The organism is Bowmanella dokdonensis, assembly GCF_017254865.1.
Classification (GTDB): Bacteria; Pseudomonadota; Gammaproteobacteria; order Enterobacterales; family Alteromonadaceae; genus Bowmanella; species Bowmanella dokdonensis.
Map to the genome: position 1 here is coordinate 41,116 of NZ_JAFKCV010000019.1, position 23,602 is coordinate 64,717.

At 48.4% G+C, this 23,602-nt stretch carries 21 protein-coding genes; 3 read left to right on the forward strand and 18 right to left on the reverse strand.

Annotated features, from left to right (window positions below; all coding sequences use genetic code 11):
* Position 1: 1 nt before the first annotated feature.
* The 18 genes from J0A66_RS19980 to J0A66_RS20065 all read right to left on the reverse strand — a co-directional run bounded on the left by J0A66_RS19980 (position 2) and on the right by J0A66_RS20065 (position 20,081).
* Positions 2–814, reverse strand: coding sequence for a sulfotransferase family protein (locus tag J0A66_RS19980; protein WP_206575628.1), 813 nt, complete (start codon positions 812–814; stop codon positions 2–4).
* Positions 795–2,225 (reverse strand): oligosaccharide flippase family protein, encoded by a 1,431-nt coding sequence (locus J0A66_RS19985; protein ID WP_206575629.1) that lies wholly within the window; start codon positions 2,223–2,225, stop codon positions 795–797. Before J0A66_RS19985 ends, J0A66_RS19980 begins: the two co-directional genes overlap by 20 nt.
* Complete coding sequence (locus J0A66_RS19990; RefSeq protein WP_206575630.1) at positions 2,222–3,313, reverse strand: DegT/DnrJ/EryC1/StrS family aminotransferase; 1,092 nt, start codon at positions 3,311–3,313, stop codon at positions 2,222–2,224. The genes J0A66_RS19985 and J0A66_RS19990 overlap by 4 nt, the downstream gene beginning before the upstream one ends.
* A gap of 90 nt (positions 3,314–3,403) precedes the next feature.
* On the reverse strand, positions 3,404–3,910 hold the full coding sequence (locus J0A66_RS19995; RefSeq protein ID WP_206575631.1) for an acyltransferase: 507 nt from the start codon (positions 3,908–3,910) through the stop codon (positions 3,404–3,406).
* Entirely contained in the window at positions 3,910–5,589 is a 1,680-nt protein-coding gene (locus tag J0A66_RS20000) for a tetratricopeptide repeat-containing sulfotransferase family protein (protein WP_206575632.1), read from the reverse strand. The genes J0A66_RS19995 and J0A66_RS20000 overlap by 1 nt, the downstream gene beginning before the upstream one ends.
* A 125-nt stretch (positions 5,590–5,714) precedes the next feature.
* Positions 5,715–7,103, reverse strand: coding sequence for a Slr4 family S-layer protein (locus tag J0A66_RS20005; protein WP_206575633.1), 1,389 nt, complete (start codon positions 7,101–7,103; stop codon positions 5,715–5,717).
* A 336-nt stretch (positions 7,104–7,439) separates the two neighbouring features.
* On the reverse strand, positions 7,440–9,512 hold the full coding sequence (locus tag J0A66_RS20010; RefSeq protein WP_206575634.1) for a secretin GspD/PilQ domain-containing protein: 2,073 nt from the start codon (positions 9,510–9,512) through the stop codon (positions 7,440–7,442).
* Positions 9,499–10,026 carry a hypothetical protein gene (locus J0A66_RS20015; protein WP_206575635.1) on the reverse strand — a complete coding sequence of 176 codons (528 nt, stop codon included), beginning with the start codon at positions 10,024–10,026 and terminating at the stop codon, positions 9,499–9,501. The genes J0A66_RS20010 and J0A66_RS20015 overlap by 14 nt, the downstream gene beginning before the upstream one ends.
* The gene (locus J0A66_RS20020; protein ID WP_206575636.1) at positions 10,013–10,585 is read right to left on the reverse strand and encodes a hypothetical protein; all 573 of its coding nucleotides are present in this window, start codon (positions 10,583–10,585) and stop codon (positions 10,013–10,015) included. Before J0A66_RS20020 ends, J0A66_RS20015 begins: the two co-directional genes overlap by 14 nt.
* Positions 10,585–11,670, reverse strand: a complete 1,086-nt coding sequence (locus tag J0A66_RS20025; protein WP_206575637.1) for a PilN family protein — start codon at positions 11,668–11,670, stop codon at positions 10,585–10,587. The genes J0A66_RS20020 and J0A66_RS20025 overlap by 1 nt, the downstream gene beginning before the upstream one ends.
* Positions 11,667–12,416 (reverse strand): type II secretion system minor pseudopilin, encoded by a 750-nt coding sequence (locus J0A66_RS20030; protein ID WP_241264338.1) that lies wholly within the window; start codon positions 12,414–12,416, stop codon positions 11,667–11,669. Before J0A66_RS20030 ends, J0A66_RS20025 begins: the two co-directional genes overlap by 4 nt.
* Positions 12,417–12,540: 124 nt before the next feature.
* Positions 12,541–13,248, reverse strand: a complete 708-nt coding sequence (locus J0A66_RS20035; protein ID WP_206575639.1) for a PulJ/GspJ family protein — start codon at positions 13,246–13,248, stop codon at positions 12,541–12,543.
* Positions 13,245–13,658 (reverse strand): PilW family protein, encoded by a 414-nt coding sequence (locus J0A66_RS20040; protein ID WP_206575640.1) that lies wholly within the window; start codon positions 13,656–13,658, stop codon positions 13,245–13,247. The genes J0A66_RS20035 and J0A66_RS20040 overlap by 4 nt, the downstream gene beginning before the upstream one ends.
* Positions 13,651–14,028, reverse strand: a complete 378-nt coding sequence (locus tag J0A66_RS20045) for a type II secretion system protein (protein WP_206575641.1) — start codon at positions 14,026–14,028, stop codon at positions 13,651–13,653. The genes J0A66_RS20040 and J0A66_RS20045 overlap by 8 nt, the downstream gene beginning before the upstream one ends.
* A gap of 2 nt (positions 14,029–14,030) precedes the next feature.
* Complete coding sequence (locus tag J0A66_RS20050) at positions 14,031–15,239, reverse strand: type II secretion system F family protein (RefSeq protein WP_206575642.1); 1,209 nt, start codon at positions 15,237–15,239, stop codon at positions 14,031–14,033.
* Positions 15,239–16,900 (reverse strand): GspE/PulE family protein, encoded by a 1,662-nt coding sequence (locus J0A66_RS20055; RefSeq protein WP_206575643.1) that lies wholly within the window; start codon positions 16,898–16,900, stop codon positions 15,239–15,241. Before J0A66_RS20055 ends, J0A66_RS20050 begins: the two co-directional genes overlap by 1 nt.
* Positions 16,897–17,304 (reverse strand): type II secretion system major pseudopilin GspG, encoded by a 408-nt coding sequence (gene gspG / locus J0A66_RS20060; protein WP_206575644.1) that lies wholly within the window; start codon positions 17,302–17,304, stop codon positions 16,897–16,899. The genes J0A66_RS20055 and gspG overlap by 4 nt, the downstream gene beginning before the upstream one ends.
* A 26-nt stretch (positions 17,305–17,330) precedes the next feature.
* Positions 17,331–20,081, reverse strand: a complete 2,751-nt coding sequence (locus J0A66_RS20065) for an SLBB domain-containing protein (protein ID WP_206575645.1) — start codon at positions 20,079–20,081, stop codon at positions 17,331–17,333.
* 363 nt (positions 20,082–20,444) lie between these two features.
* Between J0A66_RS20065 and J0A66_RS20070 the strand changes: the two genes are divergently transcribed.
* The 3 genes from J0A66_RS20070 to galE all read left to right on the forward strand — a co-directional run bounded on the left by J0A66_RS20070 (position 20,445) and on the right by galE (position 23,476).
* Positions 20,445–21,995, forward strand: a complete 1,551-nt coding sequence (locus J0A66_RS20070; protein WP_206575646.1) for a peptide MFS transporter — start codon at positions 20,445–20,447, stop codon at positions 21,993–21,995.
* 137 nt (positions 21,996–22,132) lie between these two features.
* On the forward strand, positions 22,133–22,441 hold the full coding sequence (locus J0A66_RS20075) for a DUF6170 family protein (RefSeq protein ID WP_206575647.1): 309 nt from the start codon (positions 22,133–22,135) through the stop codon (positions 22,439–22,441).
* A gap of 9 nt (positions 22,442–22,450) precedes the next feature.
* The gene (gene galE / locus J0A66_RS20080) at positions 22,451–23,476 is read left to right on the forward strand and encodes a UDP-glucose 4-epimerase GalE (RefSeq protein ID WP_206575648.1); all 1,026 of its coding nucleotides are present in this window, start codon (positions 22,451–22,453) and stop codon (positions 23,474–23,476) included.
* Positions 23,477–23,602 lie beyond the last annotated feature (126 nt).

The following is a 23,602-nucleotide window of genomic DNA, read 5'->3' on the forward strand; positions in this document are numbered from 1 at the left end:
CTCAATACCCGAGTCTGGTTCTGTAGGGCTTGGTAACATCCATAATCAGTTGATAATTCTCTTCTCCAAAAAACTGCAGAACATTCATATCTGAGCTACCTTTTGGCTGATACTGTTTGTGGAGGTGACCGCTAATATCTGCCACAATTGGCAACTTGAGTTCAGCGGCCAATGAATGAATACTATTTAATTTATCCATCTTAAAGTCTTCGTAGCGAAACAATATAAAGTCAGAAGTATGATTTATATAGATCTCGGCACAGTAGTTCCATCGCCGAGCAAGTGACTCAATAATGCCACTACTGGGTGAATCAAACAGCCAGTCAGAATCTAGGATCATTCTGCCAGAGACAGACATATTTACAGGAGGGTTAAGCTTAAATTTCCAGCTATTATCTTTGCCAGACAAATTATAAATATTCAGAATACTGCGAATATTCTGTACCGGATTCCTAGAAATATAGACAGAACGAGAATTTGGGAAGTACTCTTTTATCTTAGGGTAGAAAAGAGTCAGGGTAGGTTCTTTTATTAGCTCTTTAGAGAATTCAAGTTTATAATCTTGGACAAATCTTTCTATCTGGTACGAACCTGCCTGGAGAGACAATACTAATTTATCTCCTTTTGGAATAGCTCGGACCATGTCTAACGTCATACTGCAATCAGTAGCTTTGGCCAGCAAGGCGCAGATGGCGGACGTTCCGGATTTTTGATTACCGTACAAAAAAACCGGAGATGGATTTACCCGGGCAAGCATTGAGGCAAGCGGGTAGAGCATCTCCTGTAACCTTTTTTTAACTCGGATAGCTTTCATTAAGATCCCCGCTTTTAAAAAGGTAGCGACATAGAAAGTACTGAAGTGCCAGAATCGCAGCCCAACAAGATATATCCATCGTCATCCCTGTCCAGTCGATAGATACCAAAGAAGTAAATGGGCGAACGTACCAGTTAACGGCAACCAAAGAAACCGAAGGAACACCTAACACCAGGACTGTAGTGAAATATCGGATAAGATTCAATTCGCACAGCCTGCCTAGCAACCACACAGTCTGTGTTATCCATAACATAATCTGCATGACCAACAGAGTGACACAAACCGTTTGTAGATCGTATTTGGCGGCCAGTAGAATCACGACACAACTTAGCGATAAGACACCTAAATTCCAGACAAACATATGCCGAACCAACGAGCGGCTCAGTAGAGCTTGGCCAGTCAGTCCCATCAACACCCTCAAACCACTGACACCTACCAGCAGCGACATCACCCAGTACGCATCCGGATAATTATCGCCAAATACCAGCAAAGTAATCTGATTTGAGGTCACTGCCAAGGCGCCATATACAGGAAAAATAATCGCACTCAATAAGGCCAGAGACTTCAGGAAACGACTCTGAAAAGCCACAGAGTTATTTCTAACCTGCGACAAAACAGGCAAAACCAATTTACCTAATACAGTAGAAAACAGCTGAACGGTCTTCGCCAACAGGTTCCTGACAGCGGCATAAACTGCAAGATCCTGTACCCCTAAAAATCGTCCTACGATAAGAATATCGGCATTGCTGCCAATTTGGTTAAGGAGCATACTTCCACTTCTATAGCTACCAAAGCGTAACAAATGCAGCATTTTCTCTAACGAAGGGAATTGCAAAGACAAAGGCCTATCCAAGTAGCTGGCTAATATCCAAAGCTTTATGATCATACCAAGTAAAAAGCCCAGCATTACGCCTGCCAGTCCTGCTCCAAAAGACAGAGTCACCGCAATTACAGAAAGGTTGATTAGTGCACAGAGGAGCTCAGCCACGGCAATGGCCTTGAATTTTAAGCGTAACTGCAGCAAAGCAGCAGGCACGAAGGTTAGCGAGCTGACCAAATGCAACACAGAGAATAGTGCCATAGCGACAAAACTTGTGCCGAGATCGAACAGTTGCAGAAATGTCTGTCCAAAAAGCAGCAACAAAACTGCATAGATTGACCCTAATATAAAGTTGAGGGTCAGCATTTGTGCCGTCAATTTTACGCTGGATATACGTTTAGCAACAATGATGGAACCTGTGCCGAACTCTATCAACACTACAATAATCAATAACAGCGTCTGCAGTATTGCCAGTGTGGCAAACTCCTCTTTGTCAAGGAGGCGAACCAGCACAGAAAGCTGGATAATCTGGATAATGGCCCTGCCGGCAGTACTGACTGCAGTCCAGTGAGCCCCTGAAATCAAACTCATGAAATGCTAAGACCTCGAGCAGTAAGCTCACAAATATGCCTAACCTGCTCTGGTTTAAGGTCTGCATACAGGGGCAGACATAAAACCCGGCTGGAGATATCTTCCGAAACAGAACAGATTTGCTCTGTGGGAGAATAGCACTTCACCTTATTAAGGCTCGGATAAAAATAACGCCTGGGAAATATCGATTTCTGGTTCAGCAACTCCATCACCCCCAGCAACTGGCTCTCATTCTTGAGCAAGATTGGCATATAAGCACCATTGTCCGAGGCACTTTCGTGCCACCGCTGCTGAGTAAGCTCTTCAGGAAGAGTTTGTCTGTATAAGACCTTGAGCTCCAGCCTGCGCTCAACGAGCTCATCAATACTATCCAAAACTGCCAGCCCCATAGCACAGTGGACTTCGCTCAATTTACCGTTGATGCCGACCTCAATGGGCAGCCCCTTGTCGTTCAGGCCGAAATTGCTCAGACGCTTAGCCCGCTCGTATATATTCCGGTCCTTAAAGACTATCGCGCCGCCTTCAACAGTATGGAACAACTTGGTGGCATGGAAGCTGAGGGTAGAAGCATCACCATAGCTCAGCACAGAACGTCCATCGACCTTAACTCCAAATGCATGGGCGGCATCAAACAGCAGCTTGAGGTCATGTCTGCAGGCAAGTTGTTCCAACGTCTGAACGCGACAGGGATTACCGAATACATGCACGGCGGTAATAGCATTGGCTTGCTGAAGAATAGGATCACTCATCTTATCAAGGTTAATGTTCCATGAGCATGGATCAATATCCGAGAAACGCTGCTCAACCCCCTGCCAGGCCAATGCCCCACTGGTGGCGGCGAAGCTGAACGGCGTGGTCAGGCTGACATGCCTCTGACCCAGTCCTAGTACGCGCATAGCAACTTGCAAGGCAATAGTACCGTTGCTGACTAGCAACAGGTTGGAGACACCCAAATAGTCTTCAAGCCTATCCGTCAGTTCCCTATATAGCGGCCCGCCGTTGGTAAGCTGGCAAGTCTCGTACACTTTATCAAGATACTTTGAATAACGTTGACTTGGGGGAAGATATGGCTTGGTTACTGGAATCATCTACTAACGTACTCCACTGAAGAGGACGAATTATGCCAGTAAAAGTGATAAGGCTCCAATTCCATTAAAGCAGCTAGCCAGGGAGGTCATTCACCCCAGCCATTTCCTTTCAATATCCAGCAGACCTTTGTGCCGCATGCCTACTTTTTTGGCTGGAACACCGGCGTAGATAGCAAAAGGCTCAACATCGTCCTTGACCAGAGAAAGCGCGCCAATAGCTGCTCCTTCTCCAATCGTTACTCCTGGAAGAATAACCGCACCACAACCGACGATTACATGGCGTCCAATATGCACCGGTGCGTGAGTAACATCTGTATACTTAGCCGGAACAGTAGGGTTGGTCATAAAGTGGCCTGAATAATCATCATTGCTAGAATAGACAGCTACTCTTGAGGAAAGGTTGGCAAAGTCCTCTATCGTTATCTTCCCTGCCCCCATCAAAGAGGTGTAAACCGCAATATGCACATTTCGACCAATATCAATTCCGCCTAACCCAGCAGAGAGAACACAAAAATCATCTATTCGCGAATTATGTCCAATGAGTATATGCTCAATATTATAGAAACTTGCCTTGGCAGAAATTTTCGGCTCTTGCATTAGTATCCGAACTCTTCAATGTATGGCTGAACAATCGAAATATAGGGCTCAAGATACGACTGATAGTTCTTCCATCGATAAGTCGAGTCCTGATAAATAGGCTGTGAGACCTGACTTCTCGATGGGGTGGTTACTACTTTACCTGTCGTATTGTTATAATATTTATTATAATTTTCAGGGACTGCCAGTTGAAGGAAATCAAAGGTGGCCTTTACCTGACTATCAAAATCAGCGACCAAATCTTCATAGCGAATATAATGAATATTCAGATCCAATTTTTCACGGTATCGAAGAAATAACTGCATAATACTTGCGTAACGTTTGAAAGTAGACTCCAGGGTCAGAAAATGGGAGGTCTGCATATTGAGATTAAAACCTTGCATAAAGGAACTCAGGCAAACATCCAATGGGTGACGTAAAGAGAAGATTATTCTTGCACCGGGAAATAACTTATTAATAAGCGGTAAATTCAGCGTATTAAGAGGCTGTTTATCGAGAAGACATTTCCCCTCATCCCAAGCTACGATATTCTTCGCCACTCTGAAATAGGTATCCCTAAGCTCCATCCAAAGGCTTTCAGGGAATGGAAAGTCCCTTTCAATCGCCTTCTTATCTTGTAACTCTACCTCTTCAAGCACCCTGACTATAGTCCTGGGTTCCTGCATTGCGACTATGTCGTTGCTGGTAGCCAACACATTCTCTAGCAATGTTGTACCAGAACGGGCAAATCCCATTAAGAAGGTTGGTCGATAACCTGTGTATTGAGAACTGGTAGGCTCAGGTCTCAACTTCTGGTATTTAGGAAGACTGTCGTAGGCAAGGTTTTTCTTTACTTTTTCCGATTCGTTTTTTAACGAATATTCACCCGCCATACGGAACTTCTCGAAAGCTTCATCATATCGTCCAACTGCATCCAGAGCCTTCCCGTATTTTTCCAATAGCCATGATGTCTGGTACCACTCTGGAAGCTTATGGATATCGATACCTGACATTAATGACAATGCCCGCTCATAATCTTTATTGATTAAGGCCAGATTAGCCTGGTGTGCCGCAAGAGTAGGCTGGTTTCCATGTCGATTAATGACCTTGGGTAACAATACAGCATACTCAGAATCAGACAGCTTATTTAACTGAAGTAACAAAGAGGTGACAGAGCGTAGATCGATCAAATCCAGATGTGCGGTCAAATACCGGACAATACTTAAAGCTTTATCATTCTTACCCTGTTCAAACAAACAAGTCGTATACATAATATTCATACGGACATATCTGTCACTCAGGCTAAGAAGCGGTTGAACGTATTGTTCAAACTCCTCCCACTCCTTGTAATTATACAGCCAGTCACAAAGACTCTGTCTTGCATTTAGGTTGTTCAGTGAAGGATCAGCGTCAACTGATGCTTTAAGGGACTGTATAATTTCAGGAAACAGGCTCAGCCTCTCATAGGCATGAGCAATCTTAAGGTACAGTTTAGCTTGCTGTTGTTTAACGGCACTTTGCGTAGCCAGTTTCCAGAATGATATCGCGCGTCTGTAATTCTTGAGCTTGTAATGACACGTGCCATTCAGACTATGGTACTCAAAAGATGGAATATCTGGTTTACATTTATCCAAACCTTTCAAAGCCTTTTTAAACTTACCTTGATTGATATCAGTTATGATTGCTTTTGTTTGACTCATCCGTCTTAGACTCTTTTCACTACTAAAATAAATAATATCGTTACAAGCCCGGGTATATAGTATCAAAAATAAAAAAACGGGCCAATTGGCCCGCTTTTTTCTTGTGTAACTAAGTTAACTGGCTATTACAGCTCAGTAACCTGAATTACGGCGCGGCTTGCGCTGGACTTGTTAACATACTGAGCAGTGATGTCGATAGCATTGTTAGAGCCTTCGAATACCAGGTCGAAGGAATAACCAGAAGACATACCTTCCTCAGCAGCGGCTGCAATAATTGCAGGGCCCAAGTTCAGTTGAGAGTACTTACCAACAGTACCGATTACGCCTTTGCTCTTCGCTACACCGTTAACATACAGCACCAGCTCAACGTTGGCATCCAGGTTACCACGGTTAGCGGCACGCACCAGAGCAGCATGGTTAGCATCTGAGTACATGGCAGGCACGTGGAATACAGAACCGTTCAGCGTCCAGGCACCCACTGAAGTACCGGCAGCAGCAGCAGTGGCTGAAGTCGTACCATCATCACCCACAATAGACGCAGTGAAGGTCTGCTCTGGGATGGCCATGTCACCAGGCACGGTGAAGGTCACTGTTGTCGCTGCATCTACAGCACCACCGTTTACAGTCTGCTCAATTGTCAGAGTATTGGTGTCCAGATCCAGATCCATAGTGAATGTATCATCACCACCCGTCGCTACTGAAACAGCAGCGGCCAGCTCACCGGCATCCAGTTCTCCATCAGCGTCACCGCCGTTGGCTTCGGCATCGTAAGACATCACCCAACCGAAATCCTCACCCATAATGGTATGAGTGATAGTGGTCAGGGTCAGGGCATCGACGTCGCCACTGTTGTCAACCAGGTTAACTACCAGCTCATCGGTAGTACCAGAGGAGGTGAAAGTCAGACGGCTGTTGCCTACGTCAACCACGCCATCCAAAGCATCAACATCAGCTTCCAACTGGTTGCGGAATGCAGCTACGTCAACTGGAGTAGAAACGATTTCATACTCACCGATAGCGGCAGAAGAAGAGATCGCCTTGGATGTTACAGTGATTTCTGCACCATCAGCTGCGGAAGTAGGGTTTAAAACAACACCACTCAACAGCAGATCATCGTCGTCATTAGGCTCACCAGCAGCATTGACTGCGGCAACATCAGCAGTTACACGGAAACGAAGAGTGTTTGGGCTACCAGCTTTGATATCCAAAAACTGCAACGAAGCTGTATCTGGAACACCAGTAGCATCCAGAGTAATCACTGGCACACTTGAAGTGTCAATAGTGGCGCCTTGGAAAGCGATTTCCACTACATCGTTAGTAATCAGATCGGCAGCCAAATCGATTGTCAGATCAGTCACATCACCAGCAGCATCAACCTCGATAATGCGGGCTGCGGCAGCCTGGGCGCCAAAGCCTTCAACAGAAACGTTTACAGCAGTCGCTGTGATACTTGCCGCGGAAGCTGTTCCAGCAATACCAGCAATGGTCATTGCCAAGAGCGTCTTTTTAAACATAGTTTTTTCCTTTAAGTTTCATGAAACTATGGAATTCAACAAGAAAGGAAGTTCTCATTTCACTCCATCTGTTTAAGTCTATCCAAATAAAACCGGCTAAACCAGCTTTATTTAGAAACATGCCAGAGTGTAAGTCGTTTATTTTTCTAGTGTCAACAGTTGCTTACTTTCCAGCAAGTCGTCTGTACACTTATCGACCGCCCCTAGCACACCTTGAGACTTAACCCAGGAAGCGGATATCTGCACTTCCTAGGTTAGCGCCCCAATGTTTTACCTGAAAAAATCAGGGGGTTCAAGCCGCCATTGGCATAGTTATAAACACGGATAATTTTATATTCAGTCCGATAACTTCAACTGACTAAGACCCTGATCAAACTGAGCACGAATACTCAACCACTCTTCCTGATTGTGAATTATCCTTGGGGTGACCATTATTATCAACTCCGTCTTGTCAGTGACATCACTTTTACTGGAAAACAACTGGCCCAGTAAAGGAAGGTCACCCAGTCCCGGTACCTTAGAGTTTCCCTTGCTGACATTCTCGCTGATCAGTCCGCCCAGAATCACAGTTTGGCCGCTATCCGCCACTACTTCTGTTTGCATGGAGCGATCAAAGATGGAGGGAGCCCCCTGAGCAGTAATGCCGTCGTCCAGCACACTGCTGATATTCTGTGAAATCTCCATGATAACCACCCCCTGGCTATTCACCGTCGGTGTAACATCCAGGGTCAAGCCGGTTTTTCTGTACTGTACGGAGGTAGTGACACCCACGTCAGGTGACGAGGTAGAGCTGACAATGGGTATATCCGTGCCAACCTCCATTGAGGCTGTTACACCGTCTCGAACCACCAGGGAGGGACGGGAGAGGACATTAACCAGACTATTGCTTTGTTCAAGTTTAGCCGTAACATCCCAACGGCTGCTACCTGTAAGCACATAGGTCAACCCGCCAATATCTCCCAGACCTAATGCACCCTCAGTACCCACGGTATAGTTATTGTTGTTCAGAAAAAACTCGACACCCTGTTTGAATTGATCTCTGAGCGTGACTTCGGCTATCACCACCTCCAATATTACCTGCTTAGGCATAATATCCATCCGCTTCATCAGCGGCAGCAATTGCTGATACTTTTTACCGGATGCAAAAACGATAATGGCATTGCTGCGCTCATCCACGACCAAGCGCATGCCGTCTCCCTCAGCTTTAACAATGGCCGGCTCTGACCTTTCAGCAACGTTACCCTGCCCTTCCTGCATACTGCTTATTTGGGGGCGAGCCAGTACTTGTGAGCTGCCGCCAATTAACGGGGATAAACTTTCCATCAGGTCGGTGGCGCGGGCAAAACGTGGCTGAAACACAAAGTACTGTTCTTCACCGCCCTGCACGGGTTTATCCAGTTGCGCAGTCCAGAACTCTATTCTGCTAAGTAGCTCCTCTGAAGAAGCGAAAATTGCGACTGCTCCCAAGTGGCTCAAAGGCACAAACACGACGCTCTTACCTTTGGCTCCGCCAGTTCCAACACTAATTCCTTCATTCTCAAGCAGCACTGTAGCCTGCTCTATGAAGGTTTCTGGAGGTATATATGTAAATGTGGCCAAGCCAATATGTTGTCCCTGGTAGTAGGGTGCGTCCACCATATCCAAAAATTCTATTGCTTTGACTACGTCCTCTCTCTTTCCCTTAATGTAGTAAAGCCCCTGATCGAAATCGGGTATCAGCATGGCATTGGTCAGCTTTGACAAAATAAGGTTGTAGTTGCCCCTCATCCCATAGTCCAAAGGAACTATCTGAAAAATCTCTCGGCTTGTTTGTGGTACATCCTTAGTGCGGTTGCCAAATCCATACACTACTTCACCTTTAGCATTCTTCTCCGTATTCTTAACTATATAGAAAAGTCCATCAGTCAGATTGATCAGATAGTTCTTTTGTGTCAGCACCTCTTCGACAATCCGAAACAATCTTCTCTTGCTGACTCTGTCCTGAAGATTCAGGGTCACCGTGGAGACATCATTCTTAGCGTTGTCATCCAGTACATAGTTCACCGCCAACAGTTCACCAAAGGTGTAGTGAAGGAAATCTTTAAGCGGCATATCATTCATGGCCAGCTCAACAAAGCTATTGTCGCTGAAAGTGTTCAACAGATCCTGGGAGCCGGAAACATCACTTCTTAATTTTGATGCTGGTGGCAACCGAACAAGCTGCCCCCCCTCTCCTTCATCACTGCCGTCTGCTCCACGGCTTCCCTCCAACAATTCCTGTGCGTTAATTTTAGGCGATTGCAGATAGGAGGGTTGCACCGCAACTGTATCTTTAAGGTTGGCTGCACAACCTGTGGTAAGCGACAGGACCAGCAGCCCCAGCAAACTCAAGCGGCGAGTGTGACTTTCGATGGTATTAATTATATTCATTCTTTCCTGCGATATTAAAAAGCTTCAGGTTGACCGTCCGGCCATCACCAGCAACCAATTTTATATTGGTGCTGTCAAGTTCCACCAACTGATAGCCACTCAGTATTTCTCCTACGGTCAGCTTTATGGGGCGCGCCGATTGAAGATCCTGGCTTACGGCCAATATCAGAGCATAGTGCTGTTTCTCTCTGACAATGCCAGCCAGACGATAGCGCTGGTTGCCCGCAAAGAGGCTGCTCAGTTCACCCTGTTGCTGCTTCTGGAACTCGTCAGTCCATTCTACTTTGGTCTGCTGTGGTGATGGTTCTTTGTCCTGCATATAGCCGGCCAGCTCTGATAGGATCTTCTGTGCTGAGGTTTCCGGCAAAGGTGCCCAGGCTATATCCAGCTCCATATTTTGTTTAACATTGGCATCACTATCCAGATCATCGAATACCACCCTGCTCTGCCAGTCATATACTGCAAAGAATCCAAAGACCATCATGAGAACCAAGTAGAGTTTATTTACCTGCATCGCCCCCTCCCTGTTCTGCATGCATGGCATAAAACACCAGTCGGTACTCAGCCCTGGCTCTGCCCAAGCTTCGGCTGGTTTGTCTTTCTAACCGGACGTCAAATGTGCTGATATGGATTACCGGGTTTTGCTGCTCCATTGCCAAATGCCACCTGACGATATTTTCAGTCTTACCATCAATACTGAAACTGGCAGTATGCTGCCACAGGGGGGCTCCCACCACTGGGACAGACGCCATCCAACTGATTCTATCGGCCTTGAGCTCAAAAGTATTCAACAATTGCTCTATCTCACGCTGGCGCGCCAACTGAAAAGCCGATTCGGCTTCTGCAGCAAATACCGACTGGCGTAGTTGCTCCTCAGCCGACTCCAATTCAGCCAGTTGCTGACTAAAGGCCTGCTGATTATTCAGAATGGCCAATCCTTTGCTTGTTCGTTTTTGCAACAGGATAATTTCCTGATGTTTGTCTTCCTGCCACTGTAACCAGGGTGCTAATCCAAAACGTAACATTGCCAGTATCACCAGCAGGACAAACAATAGCTTCATTCTATCGTTCATCAGCGATTGCCCTCTACAGAAGGGGCATGTGTTGTTGGTTCAACCAGCTCAAATTGGATGGCGAAGGATTCGCGGTTGTTTCTAGTCGATATAGGCGTGGAAAAGCTGGCGTGGCGAACAAAAGACAGCGCCTGGATAACCGACAATACGTCAGAGGCGCTGGGAGCCTGCCCACTCAGTGTATAGCTACCCTGCTGATATCTGATAAAACTGAATTGGGTATCTTGGGCAATCGCCGCTTTGACGACCAGCCATACATTGGCATGATGGTGAACCCCAGCCAGAATCTGGTTTACGTTACTTACCTGGCTGCTAAGTTGCTCCAGTCGCTGCTGTGCAGACAATACCTGATTAAGTTCTTCTTTGAATTGGTCTGCCTGGCCTGTAACTGCGCTTTCCTTGTATAGGTAAAAACCACTAACCAGCAGATAATAAAGCAGGAATAAGGAGATCAGAAACACCGCCGGTTTTACCAACCAGCAGCTTATCCGCTCTCTGGTCCAAGGAACAAACATAGTCTTCAGACAGGGCAACAATTTTCGCAACTGGAACAGATTGGGAACGCTGATCTGGCCATCAACTTGCATGACATTATCACAAAGCTGGCCGGGAACGCCTACGGCATCACAGAATCGTTCCACATTGTGAATATTGCCCTCCAGCAATGAAGATTGATGCTTATTGCCAGTAACACTGATGAAGTAGGGATGGTCGCTGTCGACATGCAGCACGGCATCTTGGTGGTGTGAAGCCCAAATCCATTTCGAGTGGGGTATCAGCCAAAGAGGGCGTTGTGCATCAGACGAGAATAGTGAACTGGCGATTAGGTAATGCTTGACCCAATATCCCTGTCCTTGTTTATCAACCTCTGTAAACATTAGGATTCCGGCAGTCTTCTCTTCCAGTTCAAGAATGCGCTGAAGTTCTGCACGACTATTGACCGGAAAAAATTTGATTACCTCTCGGTACAGTTGCCTTGGCACCACCACAACCGGAACAAACCCTTTGCTACGGACACCATCTAATCTGTTTATCTGGCCGTCTCTTTGGAGTTCTCCAATCAGACCTGCAAACCATTGTTTCATTTTTGTTCTTGGTTCCATCTGCGTGACAGGATACTTATCGGCTCTGCCCCTTTCGCGCTAAGCAACACTACAAAAGTCTGCGAAAGTTGCGCTGAATCCGACTGGTAACGGGTTGTCACTGACAATACATTGCCCGGGTAAAAATACTGACCTTCACTTTCTTGCAGTCCGGTAAGATCGGTGAAGCGGTTGGCGTCGAATTGTGGATTGAGCCGGTTCTGGATAACCTGCTCGGCGACTGACTGGTCCAGGAGCAACCTTAACAACTCATCAGGGGCACCCATCAGATTAAAATTGGGCGAGGGTTGCACAGTCAAAAATTCCCGGATGCTATCCATTAACGGTTGACCAACTCCCCTCACATGCACCAGTTCTTCCACTGACTGCAGCGCACCATTGCGCGGCAGCAATCCGCCTGTTTCTTGGTAGTAATCGGCTTCAGCACCATTCAGGCGGGTCAGTGTATCCGCATCAACCCAGTCTGCCAAGCTTTGCAGAACAAGCTGAATCCTTCCCTGTTCCAGACCCAGGGCAGTAAGCAAGTTCGCGAGTTGATCCGAGGGCCCGAACGCAATATTAATTCTCCCCGACAAATCTTCAATTCTAATGGTCACTCTTTCGCTGTATTGGAAAGGTCTATTGTAAAAGTTCCAACGCCCCTGCAACCTGTCAGAACTTTCTTGTGTTCTGTCAGAGGTGAGCAATGCGAAAATAATATCTGACTCAGCAGAGGCCAGTTGCGTCATAGCCTCCGTGTATTCCTGCATGCGCAACGCCCCCTCAATCTGTACTCTGGCAGTCTGGGAGAAATATAGGGCCAGCAGACTGATGATGGTGCTAATCAGCAACACCTGTATCAGAGCAACTCCCCTACTGATAGTTGTCATGATAAGGTGCCAGTTTTTGTTCCGCTTTGTCGGCCAAGTCAACCAACAACATCCCCTCCTCTCCCAAGCTTAAAGAGATTGCCAGCGGCAGCATTTGTGTAGTCTTGGCGTTATATGCCTTATACCAGCCGGGAACCACGTGCTGACCGCTAATGGACAAGCCTTCCTGATAAAGCACTTTTTGTTCAAGAGATGGCCAGGCAAAGAAACTGAAGATCAGGGGACTATCCACCGCAAGCAAAAGTTTATGATACCGCCACTGATCACCGGCTTTGAGTTGCGTTTCGCTATAACCAGCCCCCGGGTTTTCAAAATACTCCAGCCGAGTTGCACTCTCTCCATGCTCGACAAGCAGCATGACAGTGGCGAGTCCGTCGGAGAATAAAGGTGCTGATGTAACCGTGGTTATGGTGGATGAACGTCCATCAAATGCCAACATTGGATCGCCGTTGTCATTTTCGACCACGTAGGGGGTAATCCCCTGTAAAACCCTATGCAGCAAAATCAGGTTCCGGGATTGTTCTACCTTCTGGTCAAACTTGCCCAACTGCCCGTCCCATTTTGCAATGAACACTGCATAGGCATAACTTCCAAGAAAGATTATACTGGTTAATACCACCATGGAGATAAGCAGCTCGACCAGACTGAAACCAGAAGGCAGATGCCGAACCGGTAATAATTCGCCTCTCACCAGCTGACCTTTTTATAAAGCAATATTTGCTTTCTACCTTGAATGCTCAACTGAAGCTCCACTACCCAGAGTTTGAACCTTGCCTCCTGTGCCACCGATTCACCAGTGCTCAGATCTAACTCAGGCGGTACAGCTCCGATGGATTCCATCCTGGCTTGCCAGAAATACTCAATGCCCAAAACCTTTCCTTGTCCATTGAGCACGTCGGTTTCTTCGCTTTTCTGCCTTATTTCCAATTCGGTCAAATCCATGATGAAGGGAACTACCTGCATCAGTTCCACGCTGACCTGTGCTTTCTGACTGGACAGCAACGCCCCTCTGTAGACCATGGTGGTGGTTGCAATGACCAGGAACATGATAAAACCGGCCACCAGCGTTTCCAGCAATGTAAAACCCTGTGACTTAGTCAATCTGTTCCTCAGTTCTGATCGTTCTTTTCTCACCTCGGTAAAATACTTCGACTCTGGGCTGCAAGAATTCACCATTTGCATTGATTTTTATTCGTTGTGGTTCAAAAAAAAGCCCTGTGAAAACGTGTTCTCTGACATGCATCCCTTGGACGATAGTCGATTTCTTACCCTCCAGATTCACTTCTATATCCTGCCCCAGGAGAAAAGCCTGCTGTTCAAGTCGCTTCAAGTCTCGTTGAAATTCCAACAACTCTACATGTTCACGACTCTTCTCGACCTGCCTGATGGAAACAGGAGCAACCAAGCCCAACAAAGCAGAAGTGATTAGCAGTACGACCATTAACTCCAGCAAGGAAAATCCTCGGCTCATGATCAAAACGCCACATCATTGATAGAAACCATGCTGAGCAACATTACCACTACTACACTACCCACTATCCCCCCCATCAGCAGAATGAGCAATGGTTCCAGCAGGGTGGTAATCCGGGTAGTAAAGGATTCAAAGCTGTCTCGACTTCGCTGGGTAATTTCGGCGAATACCCTAGGCAAGGTGGCGGTTTCTTCTCCAACCTGCAACAAGGCAACGTAGAATGCCGGATAAATGGAGGTTTCTGCCAAACTTTCTGATAGCTTGCCGCCACGACTAATCTTTTTGATACAGATACTCATTTCTGTCTTCAGATCTGGGTGGGAAAGATTACCCTCTGCAAGCTTTAAAGCATGGTCTACCGACACGCCAGCTTCAAGCATCATAGTCAGGCCTGCATTGAAACGAATTCGTTCTATCAGAAGAGTAATACGGCTGATTCCAGGCAAGCGAAAAAATCTGGCTAGAAGTTTTTGCCTCAGCTCCAGATTATTCCAAGCGATCAATCCTAAAATAAGTAGCAGTACGACCCCCAGAAACAAAAACATCTGGTAGTTCAACAACCAGTCTCCAACTCCCAGCATCAAACTTGTGTACCAGGGTAAATCCGGCACTCCTTCAAAAAGGCTGGCTAATTTCGGCACGATATAGTTAAAGACAAAGAAGACACTGGCAATACATACCAGCATTATTACCAAGGGATATGTCACAGCCTGGGTAACCTTGGAAATCAGGCTTTGGCGAAATTTCAAGTCTTCTGACAGACGGCGAAAAATACGTGGCAGGTTGCCCGATGCTTCTCCAAGCCTGACTAGATTGACATAAAGCGAATCAAAGGTACCTCTTTGTTCTGCAAGTGCGTCTCCTAAAGAAGAGCCTTGTTTAAGCGAACCACTTACTTCTGAAAGCAACCTGACCAGCGCGGGCTTCATAGCCGTACGCTTGATGATATCGATACCTTTGTCTATTTTAACGCCGTTTTCCAATAAGATGCTCAGTTCGGAAGTCAGTAGTTCAAGATCGGCCAGGGAAACTTTATTGGACATCAGCCCACCAAGCAATGCACCCGCGCCTTCAGAGACAGGTCTCACTTGGGCAACCAATATGCCCTGCTTCTCGAGTTTTATCTTTGCCTGCTGGAGATCCTGTGCTTCTATCTGTCCCTGACGCTTACCTCCCTGCTGATCGTAGCCACGATATTGATAAAACTGCACTAGCCTGCCACTCTTAGTACTTCTTCGATGGTTGTGGTGCCATGCAAAGCCTTTACAAAGCCGTCTTCCAACAAACTTCTTCTGCCTTGCTGTTTCTGATACTGCCTAGCTTTACCAATAAAGTTTGCATCTTTGGGAATGCTCTTAATTACTTCGTCGCATGGCAGATATTCGATTATCGCCACACGGCCTTTGTAACCAGTTCCTGAACATTTGTCGCAGCCGACATGCATTTTTAGCCTGGGGATATCGATAGCGAATTGTGCGGCAAGTGAAGCCAACTGGTATTGCTCCATATGTATTGACGCTTGCTGGTCTTCGACACAGCAGTGTTCACAAAGTTTTCTGACCAGTCGTTGTGCCAATATAGACACCAGCCCGGCATTCAGAAGAAATTCTTCAACACCAAGGTCCATGAGGCGTGTATAGGCACTGGGTGCGTCATTCGTATGTACCGTTGAAAAAACAAGATGGCCCGTCAGTGCTGATTGCAAGGCTATCTGAGCTGTTTCTTTGTCACGAATTTCACCCACCATTATTACATCAGGGTCTTGCCGGACAATGCTCCGCAGACCGGCAGCGAAAGTTAGATCAATATCTGGATTAACCTGCACCTGATTAACACCTGACAGCTGATATTCCACCGGATCTTCCAAAGTTATGATCTTTACATCATCATCGTTAAGATGATTAAGGAATGTATAAAGTGTTGTGGTCTTACCTGATCCTGTTGGACCAGTCATCAGTACCACTCCGGCTGTTTTATTCAAATCAGCCTCTATCTGCTCAACAATATCAGCTGCCACTCCCAGAACAGACATGTCGTAATTTATTGATTCTTTTCTTAAGAAACGCATGACGATGCTCTCACCTTCATTGAGAGGCAAAGCCGACACCCGAATGTCCAGTTCCTGATTAGCTATCTTCATCTCAATTTTACCGTCCTGCGGACGGCGTTTTTCCGCAATATCCATACCGGATAGAATTTTTAGCCTTGTTGCTATTGGCAATTGCATCCTGGCAGGCAAGGTTTCGATATCATGCAATACACCATCAATTCTGAACCGAACGCGATACTGTCCGCGGATAGGCTCAAGGTGCATATCTGAAGCATTTTGGCGTAACGCTCTGGTAACCAGAGCATTTAGAAGATTAACAGTTGGCGCTTCAGAAGCCATTTCCTTTAACCTTTCTTCTTCATCTTCACCACCCAGTTGCAGCTTTTCATCGTCTTGGGCAAGGTGGCTGGCAAACCAGGCTCTCAACTCGTTCAGGTCACTAGAGCTGGCCACCTGGGTAATGAAGGAAGCTATACCTGAGCCATGCAAATAGTCATGTGCTTCCGGTTGCAACGGATAACGCACAGCAAAAGATAAATGACCTTGCTGGTCAGATACAGGAAACCAGTCAAATTCAATCAATCTATTCAGCAATTCTGGATCGAGGGTAGTTGAACTTGGTGTGTAGAGATTTGAATCGAACTGAGGTACTTCATATACAGTGGAGTAATATTCATGCAACTTATCCTCGGGTAAGCTACCAAGATTAATAAGCAGTTGTTCAACCCGACCGCCATTTTTTCTTTGAAACTGGCGAGCCTTCTCCAGGTCTAGTTTGGAAACGCCAAAATCATCGGTAAGGACCTTATCTGCCACCTTCATTGATGCACGATATCCTCGTTGTCATCCTTTCCCCCTTTTTGACCGTCTTTTCCATAAGAAGCCAGATAGTAAGGCTTACCATCATCCCCGGGCACTTTATACGCGTATGGGTTATCCCAAGGGTCCATAGGAACGTCCTTTGGTAAATAGGGACCATCCCATCCCTGCTTGTCACTTTGTCTCAGTTCCTGCAAAGACTCTGGATAACTGCCCATGTCCAAACGGTAAGTATCCAAAGCCGTCTCAAACATCTGCATTTGTGCTGCAGCGGTTTTTCTTTGTGATGAACTGACCTTAGAGAACATTGTCGGAGCCACCAATGACGCCAACAAGCCAATAATCATAATAACAATTAACAATTCAATTAAAGAAAAGCCTCTATGAACTAATTTTCTTTTCAACATCAAAAAATCCTGTAGTACATGCGAAATTACAAAGAGCTGATCGCAGCAATGGACACAGCCAACTGATAAATAATCTGAGTGGCGTTGGTCCATAAGGTCATATTGTCCACATAGTCCGAGTTGAACGGCACTACTATGGTATCGCCGGGTTTAATGCCTGTTTCTTGGGTGCCACTGGAGAACCAGAAACCGCTGTCCCTGCCAGGTACGCTCACCGATCCATCGGCATGGATAATATAGGTCTTATCATCCGCCGCCAGTTCCTTAAAGCCTCCGCTGCGAAGTATATATTGCTCGTAATCCAGTCCTGCTGTGTACAAGTGCGAGGTGGGCACATAGACCTCACCAATGACGTTAACTGACTGTGTCTTGCCCGGAATATACAGCGCATCGCCGTCTTCCAGAGTAACATCTGAGGTCTTCTGTCCGTTTATTACGGCCTGCAGATCTATAACCAGGCGGCCTACCGGCTCAACCTTGGTCAAATCCCTCAACAGGTTTTTGGCCTGATCATAACTGACTACCGCACCTGCGCCGGTCTGCCTTCTCAGGCTTTCTGAGGCAATCTGTTTACGCAATTCTTCCGCCAACCTGACTAAGTTCTCCCGCTCTCGTTCCTTTAGCGATTCGCGGGTGAAAATGGCAGCCGCGGGCTCACTGTAGTTGGTCAGCCCACCGACCCGCTCCAGCAAATCTGACAGAGTCTCGCCCCTGCGAATAGTATACTCGCCGGGAAATTCCACCTCGCCTTTTACTGTTACCCGCAAATCTTCCTGCCAGGAAGGAATCGTAAAGATATTGACCCTGTCTTTACTCTTCAGCGCGATATTGTCGTCCTGATCGTTGGCCAGCACATCGGCTGGGCTGAAATTAAGATGAGTTACTTCCGCCACCCCCTTATCGTTGATAATGGTACGGGTAATCTCGGACTTGAGGCCGTAGGAGGATTCAGTCAATCCCCCGGCCGCCTTCATCAGCTTCAGTACGGTGGCATTTTGCGGTAACGGGTAGACCCCCGGCACCTTGACCTCTCCTACCACCTCAACCAATTGAAGGGGTTCTCCCAATTTGGCCTGCTCCCTGAGCTTGGCAATCACAGGGGTCAGCATGCGCTTTCTGGAGTAATAGGTGGTGTCCTTAAGCTCAAGGATTTTTTCTTTTTCTTCCTCCGTCAGCTCGATCAGGGTCTGAGAAGCCAGTAACTGTATTTCTTCATCATCGAATGAACTGCTTTGTGCAGGCGATTCCTCAAGTCCCAACTGTTTCCAGAACAGTTTTTCCTCTATGCGTTTTTCCCACTTTTCCTTCTCGTTTTCCTTCAGTTGCTCATTAGTGAAAGCCAAATCGTCCAGGCGAATATCGCTGATGGCTTCACTTTCTATGCGCGAAAACACCAGGATTTTGTCATTGGGTTTAAGCAACAGGTCGGCTTGCGGATCCTCCCCTAACAGGGTCAGATCCGTTTGTAGAACATTGAGGTCACCATTCTCGTTCTGTTCACGTAATATCAGCAGATAATTCAAGTCGGCCGTTTCCAGCAGTGACTTTCGGGTGTCTCCCAGCAAGGAGGAAACCCGCTGTCCTTCATACCATTGGTAGTTGCCCGGTCTGGCCACGGCGCCAATCAGCGACACCGAATTGGCAATCCTCGGCACCACCTGGGCAATTTCAATTTCATCGCCGGCCTGGACCTTGATATCTTCACTGCTCAAATCAACGGTCAGTTGTACTTGCACGCCAGCCTGGTATCGCTTGACGCTGACTGCTCCGGCATAGCCTCTAGGCAGTTTGCCGCCCGCCAGCTCGATGACCTGGCTCAGGCTCTCTTCATGCTTAAGCTCATAAATGGCCGGACGACGCACCAGTCCGTCCACCGTCACAGTTTTGTTAACAGCGGGAATAAAGACTACGTCGCCGGGCTGCAACAGAGCATCTTTTGAGGCGTCGCCGTTATTCAGCAAGTCGTACAGGTCCAATGTCTGAACCAGTTCACCCGCCCTCTTTAGCTGAATATTTCTAAGAGAAGCTATCTCTGTCACCCCACCGCTGACAAACAGGGCATGGGTGATAGTGGACAACGAACTGACATTATAAGCACCGGGCTTATAGGCCTCGCCCATCACAAATACCCGCATGGTGCGTAGCTCGCCCATGGTTACACTGACTTCCACGCCGATAATCTGCCGTTTAATCACATCGGCCATGTAGCTCTTCAACTCGGAAAAGCTTTTCCCTGCCACGGTAATGGGGCCAAGTTTGGGCACGACCACCGAGCCGTCGCGGCTGACTTCCAGTTGATATTCCTGGTTTTCCTTGCCATACAACTGTACCAGCAACTGGTCACCCGGCCCGACGATATAATTGGCCGGCACAGGGATATTCGAAGTGGGGGTGAAAGTGGAAGGGGCGTTAGCGAACAACTCGTAGCCGTACGGCTTAAGTTCGTCCTCTTCTTCTTTTTCCTGCTCTTCCCGGGCTCTTTGCTCTTCCGGAGTCAGGGGATTGCCAAACTCATCGAACTGGGTGCCGCGGGGATAAATCTGTTGCTGGGTGTTGAGGCCGTTGTCCCGATTCATACCTGACAGACCCGACTGGCCCATCTGCTCCAGGCTGGACAGATCGATGCCCAACTGATTGGCCAGCATCTGACGCTGCTGCGGTGACATGTTCTTGAAACGCTGGATCTGTTCCTGGCTGAGGTTAGCGGTTTGTGCCGCAGAACCAAAGCTGACCATGACCAGCAAAGAGAGTATTGAGAGGATCCGTATAAAATTCATCAGCAGTGCAGCCCAACTTCCGGTTATGTGCATTCTTATAATAAGCGGCGGTATTCTACCGAAAGATAGATAAAACAAACAATCTATACTTCCCTGTTCCTGCGCGGCGTCAGGGAACCAGACAGCCCTGTATGAGTCCGATGGCCCCAAAAGGTTCCCCATCTGCTGAAATCAGCCCGCCTGTCCCGCCGTCAAACCCTGCCATCTTGCATTTGACGCACGTCAACTGTATAACCGAGCCCTCGCAATCGGCGTTTTGCGCTATGGGCAATACCCTGCTGCCTGCTTGCGAACACCGATGCAACCAAGAAGTGATAGGGTCGGCTCCATCAGCGCCGGTCTGAATCTCCATATAGGCATAATATGACAACGACTATTAAAACAACGACATCAAGTGACAAGGGAGAGTTTTTCGGCCATCCGGGCGGCCTCTCCACCCTGTTCTTCACCGAGATGTGGGAGCGCATGAGTTATTACGGCATGCGCGCCCTGCTGGTACTCTTTATGACCGCCAGCCTGCAGGAAGGCGGACTGGTGATTACCGTGGCCTCAGCCACCGCCATCTATGGCCTGTATACGGGGGCCGTCTATTTTATGGGTCTGCCCGGCGGCTGGATGGCTGACCGGCTGATCGGCGGCCAGAAGGCCGTCTGGTACGGAGGCCTGATTATCATGACCGGCCATATCGTGCTGGCCATTCCATCGGACAAGACCTTCTTTATCGGCCTGATCCTGGTAGTACTGGGGACCGGCCTGCTTAAGCCCAATATCGGCGCACTGGTGGGCCAGCTTTACAGTTCGGGCGACCAGCGCCGTGACAGCGGCTATACCCTGTATTACATGGGTATCAACATGGGCTCCATCATCGGTTATTTCGTCTGTGGCTACCTGCAGACCAATATGGGCTGGCACTGGGCTTTTGGCGCCGCCGCCATTGGTATGGGCCTGGGTCTGATCCAGTACCGCCTCACCCTGTCCAGACTGTCTGGTATCGGCGACGGTCCGGCCGAGCCCATGACCCCCAGGAACACCCGAAGCGCCTGGATGGCGATCCTGGCCTTTATGATAGGCCTGGTGATCGTTACCGCCATGGTAATGACCGGCGCCATTGTCATTGATCCTGTGGCCATGGCCCAGTACGTGGCTATCGGCATCACGGCGGTATTTATCCTGTATTACGCCGGTATCTTTATGTTTGGCAACCTCACCGGCGATGAGACCAAGCGTCTGCTGGCCCTGCTGCTGGTCTGTATTGCCTCCACCTGCTTCTGGGCGGGATTCGAGCAGGCCGGTTCCTCCCTGAATCTGTTTGGTCGCGACCTGACCGATCGCATGATCGGCACCTTTGAAATCCCTACCCCCTGGTTCCAGTCGGCCAACTCCATCTTTCTGGTACTGATGTCGCCGTTCTTCGCCGCGCTGTGGATCAACCTCAGCAAACGCATGATCAATCCGTCCTACGGCCTGAAAAGCGCCGTAGGCCTGATTATCATGGCCACCGGCTTTATCGTGATGTTCTTCGCCGCTCAATTGGCAGCCAGCGGCCTGAAAGTAGCGCCGTTCTGGCTGATTGCCACTTACTTCCTGCATACAGTGGGTGAGCTGTGCCTGAGTCCGGTTGCCCTAAGCGCGGTGAGCAAGCTGTCACCCAAGCGCATGGCTGGCCAGATGATGGGCGTGTTCGTATTGACCTACTCCATAGGTAACGTGGTAGCCGGCCTGCTGGCGGGTAACTTCGATCCTGAGAAACCCAGCGAAATGCCCGCACTGTTTATGCAGATCACCCTGTTCAGTGTGGCCGTGGGGATTGTCGTGCTGCTGGTCAGTCTGAAGACCAAGCAATGGGAAAAACTGGCCGAGAAGGACGACTCAACGGCTGTCATCGATGCCAATGAGCCCATCAAGGCAAGTTAAGGAGTAAGACAGTAACACACTGTTTCTTTCAGACACCCGGCCCAGGCCGGGTGTCTGCGTTTCAAAATCCCTTAATGGCTTCTTATTGGCAGCAACTTTGGTTATCCTGCCAGGCAAATTCCCATGACTGCTGGTTTATGAAGCTGTATTTCTCCACTCGTCACATTCCCGGGTTGGCCCGCCTGAGACTCACCGAACGACTGGCCCGCGTTCGTCAGGCCAACCAGCGTCTGACCGGCCCGCAACGGCTGCTGTTGAATGTGATCAAGCTGGTCATGCTGAGCCTGTTTTTCATCTTTGTGCTCAGAAGCCCGGATCACTGGCATAACCTGGTATGGGCCTTGCTTTCATTGCTTATCTATCCGCTGATCCTCAAACCCGTTCAGTATGGCTTTTGTGCCGGGTATATTGACAGCGGCCACACTGACAACCACAAGACTGAATAAGGAATTTCCATGTCACATGTTCTGGTTACTGGCGGTGCCGGCTATATCGGCAGCCACACGGTTTTACAGTTATTGGAAGCGGGACACCAGGTTACGGTGCTGGACAACCTGAGTAACGCCTCAGACGAATCGCTCAGGCGCGTGCAGACGCTGACCGGCAAAACCCTGAACTTTGTCAGGGGGGATATTCTCGACGCAGACGGCCTGGACCGCCTGTTCGAAGACGGCGACTTCGACTCGGTGATTCATTTTGCCGGCCTCAAGGCGGTAGGGGAGTCCGTCGAACAGCCCCTGCGTTACTATCAGAACAATGTGAGCGGCACCCTGACACTTTGCCAGGCGATGGAAAAACACCAGGTGCGCAATCTGGTGTTCAGTTCCTCTGCCACTGTCTATGGCGACCCCGTCCACCTGCCGCTGATTGAGGACATGCCCACCGGAACACCCACCAACCCCTATGGCCAGTCAAAGCTGATGGTTGAGCTGCTGCTCAAAGACCTGCACCGGGCGGACAGCCGCTGGAATATTGCCCTGCTGCGTTATTTTAATCCTGTCGGCGCCCACCCGTCGGGGCAGATAGGCGAAGATCCCAACGGCATCCCCAATAACCTGATGCCCTTCGTGGCCCAGGTGGCCGGCGGTCGTCGTGAAAAACTCAGCATATTCGGCGACGACTATCCCACCCCCGACGGCACCGGCGTACGGGATTATATCCATGTGGAGGATCTGGCAGCCGGTCACCTCAAGGCACTGGACAAACTCAGTGAAGGCTGCGGCCTGAAGATCTATAACCTGGGCACCGGACAGGGCTACAGCGTATTGGATATGGTCAGGGCATTCGAAAATGCCAGCGGCAGGCCCGTACCTTACCAGATTGCACCCAGGCGGGCGGGAGACGTGGCCTCCTGTTTTGCGGATGCCACCCTGGCGGAACAGGAACTGGGCTGGAAGGCGAAGAAAGGCATTGAGGAAATGTGCGCCGACACCTGGCGATGGCAGTCACAGAATCCGGGGGGATATGGAAGTAACGAGTAACGAGGGACGAGGGACGAGGGACGAGGGACGAGGGACGAGCAAAAAGTGATCCGCCCCTGAAAAAGTAGACACCTTAATTCAAGAGGTAAGGTGTTTATGAAAGTCACCACAAAAAGACGTTATTCG

Excerpts from the sequence above, each read along its gene's own strand:
- J0A66_RS19980 (WP_206575628.1), bottom strand. The coding sequence starts at position 814 with ATGAAAGCTATCCGAGTTAAAAAAAGGTTACAGGAGATGCTCTACCCG.
- J0A66_RS19995 (WP_206575631.1), bottom strand. The coding sequence starts at position 3,910 with ATGCAAGAGCCGAAAATTTCTGCCAAGGCAAGTTTCTATAATATTGAG.
- J0A66_RS20075 (WP_206575647.1), top strand. The coding sequence starts at position 22,133 with ATGAAGCTGTATTTCTCCACTCGTCACATTCCCGGGTTGGCCCGCCTG.
- J0A66_RS20020 (WP_206575636.1), bottom strand. The coding sequence starts at position 10,585 with ATGAACGATAGAATGAAGCTATTGTTTGTCCTGCTGGTGATACTGGCA.
- J0A66_RS20030 (WP_241264338.1), bottom strand. The coding sequence starts at position 12,416 with ATGACGCAACTGGCCTCTGCTGAGTCAGATATTATTTTCGCATTGCTC.
- gspG (WP_206575644.1), bottom strand. The coding sequence starts at position 17,304 with ATGTTGAAAAGAAAATTAGTTCATAGAGGCTTTTCTTTAATTGAATTG.
- J0A66_RS20000 (WP_206575632.1), bottom strand. The coding sequence starts at position 5,589 with ATGAGTCAAACAAAAGCAATCATAACTGATATCAATCAAGGTAAGTTT.
- J0A66_RS20070 (WP_206575646.1), top strand. The coding sequence starts at position 20,445 with ATGACAACGACTATTAAAACAACGACATCAAGTGACAAGGGAGAGTTT.
- galE (WP_206575648.1), top strand. The coding sequence starts at position 22,451 with ATGTCACATGTTCTGGTTACTGGCGGTGCCGGCTATATCGGCAGCCAC.
- J0A66_RS20015 (WP_206575635.1), bottom strand. The coding sequence starts at position 10,026 with ATGCAGGTAAATAAACTCTACTTGGTTCTCATGATGGTCTTTGGATTC.
- J0A66_RS20025 (WP_206575637.1), bottom strand. The coding sequence starts at position 11,670 with ATGAAACAATGGTTTGCAGGTCTGATTGGAGAACTCCAAAGAGACGGC.
- J0A66_RS20055 (WP_206575643.1), bottom strand. The coding sequence starts at position 16,900 with ATGAAGGTGGCAGATAAGGTCCTTACCGATGATTTTGGCGTTTCCAAA.
- J0A66_RS20010 (WP_206575634.1), bottom strand. The coding sequence starts at position 9,512 with ATGAATATAATTAATACCATCGAAAGTCACACTCGCCGCTTGAGTTTG.
- J0A66_RS19985 (WP_206575629.1), bottom strand. The coding sequence starts at position 2,225 with ATGAGTTTGATTTCAGGGGCTCACTGGACTGCAGTCAGTACTGCCGGC.
- J0A66_RS20065 (WP_206575645.1), bottom strand. The coding sequence starts at position 20,081 with ATGAATTTTATACGGATCCTCTCAATACTCTCTTTGCTGGTCATGGTC.
- J0A66_RS20045 (WP_206575641.1), bottom strand. The coding sequence starts at position 14,028 with ATGAGCCGAGGATTTTCCTTGCTGGAGTTAATGGTCGTACTGCTAATC.
- J0A66_RS20005 (WP_206575633.1), bottom strand. The coding sequence starts at position 7,103 with ATGTTTAAAAAGACGCTCTTGGCAATGACCATTGCTGGTATTGCTGGA.
- J0A66_RS19990 (WP_206575630.1), bottom strand. The coding sequence starts at position 3,313 with ATGATTCCAGTAACCAAGCCATATCTTCCCCCAAGTCAACGTTATTCA.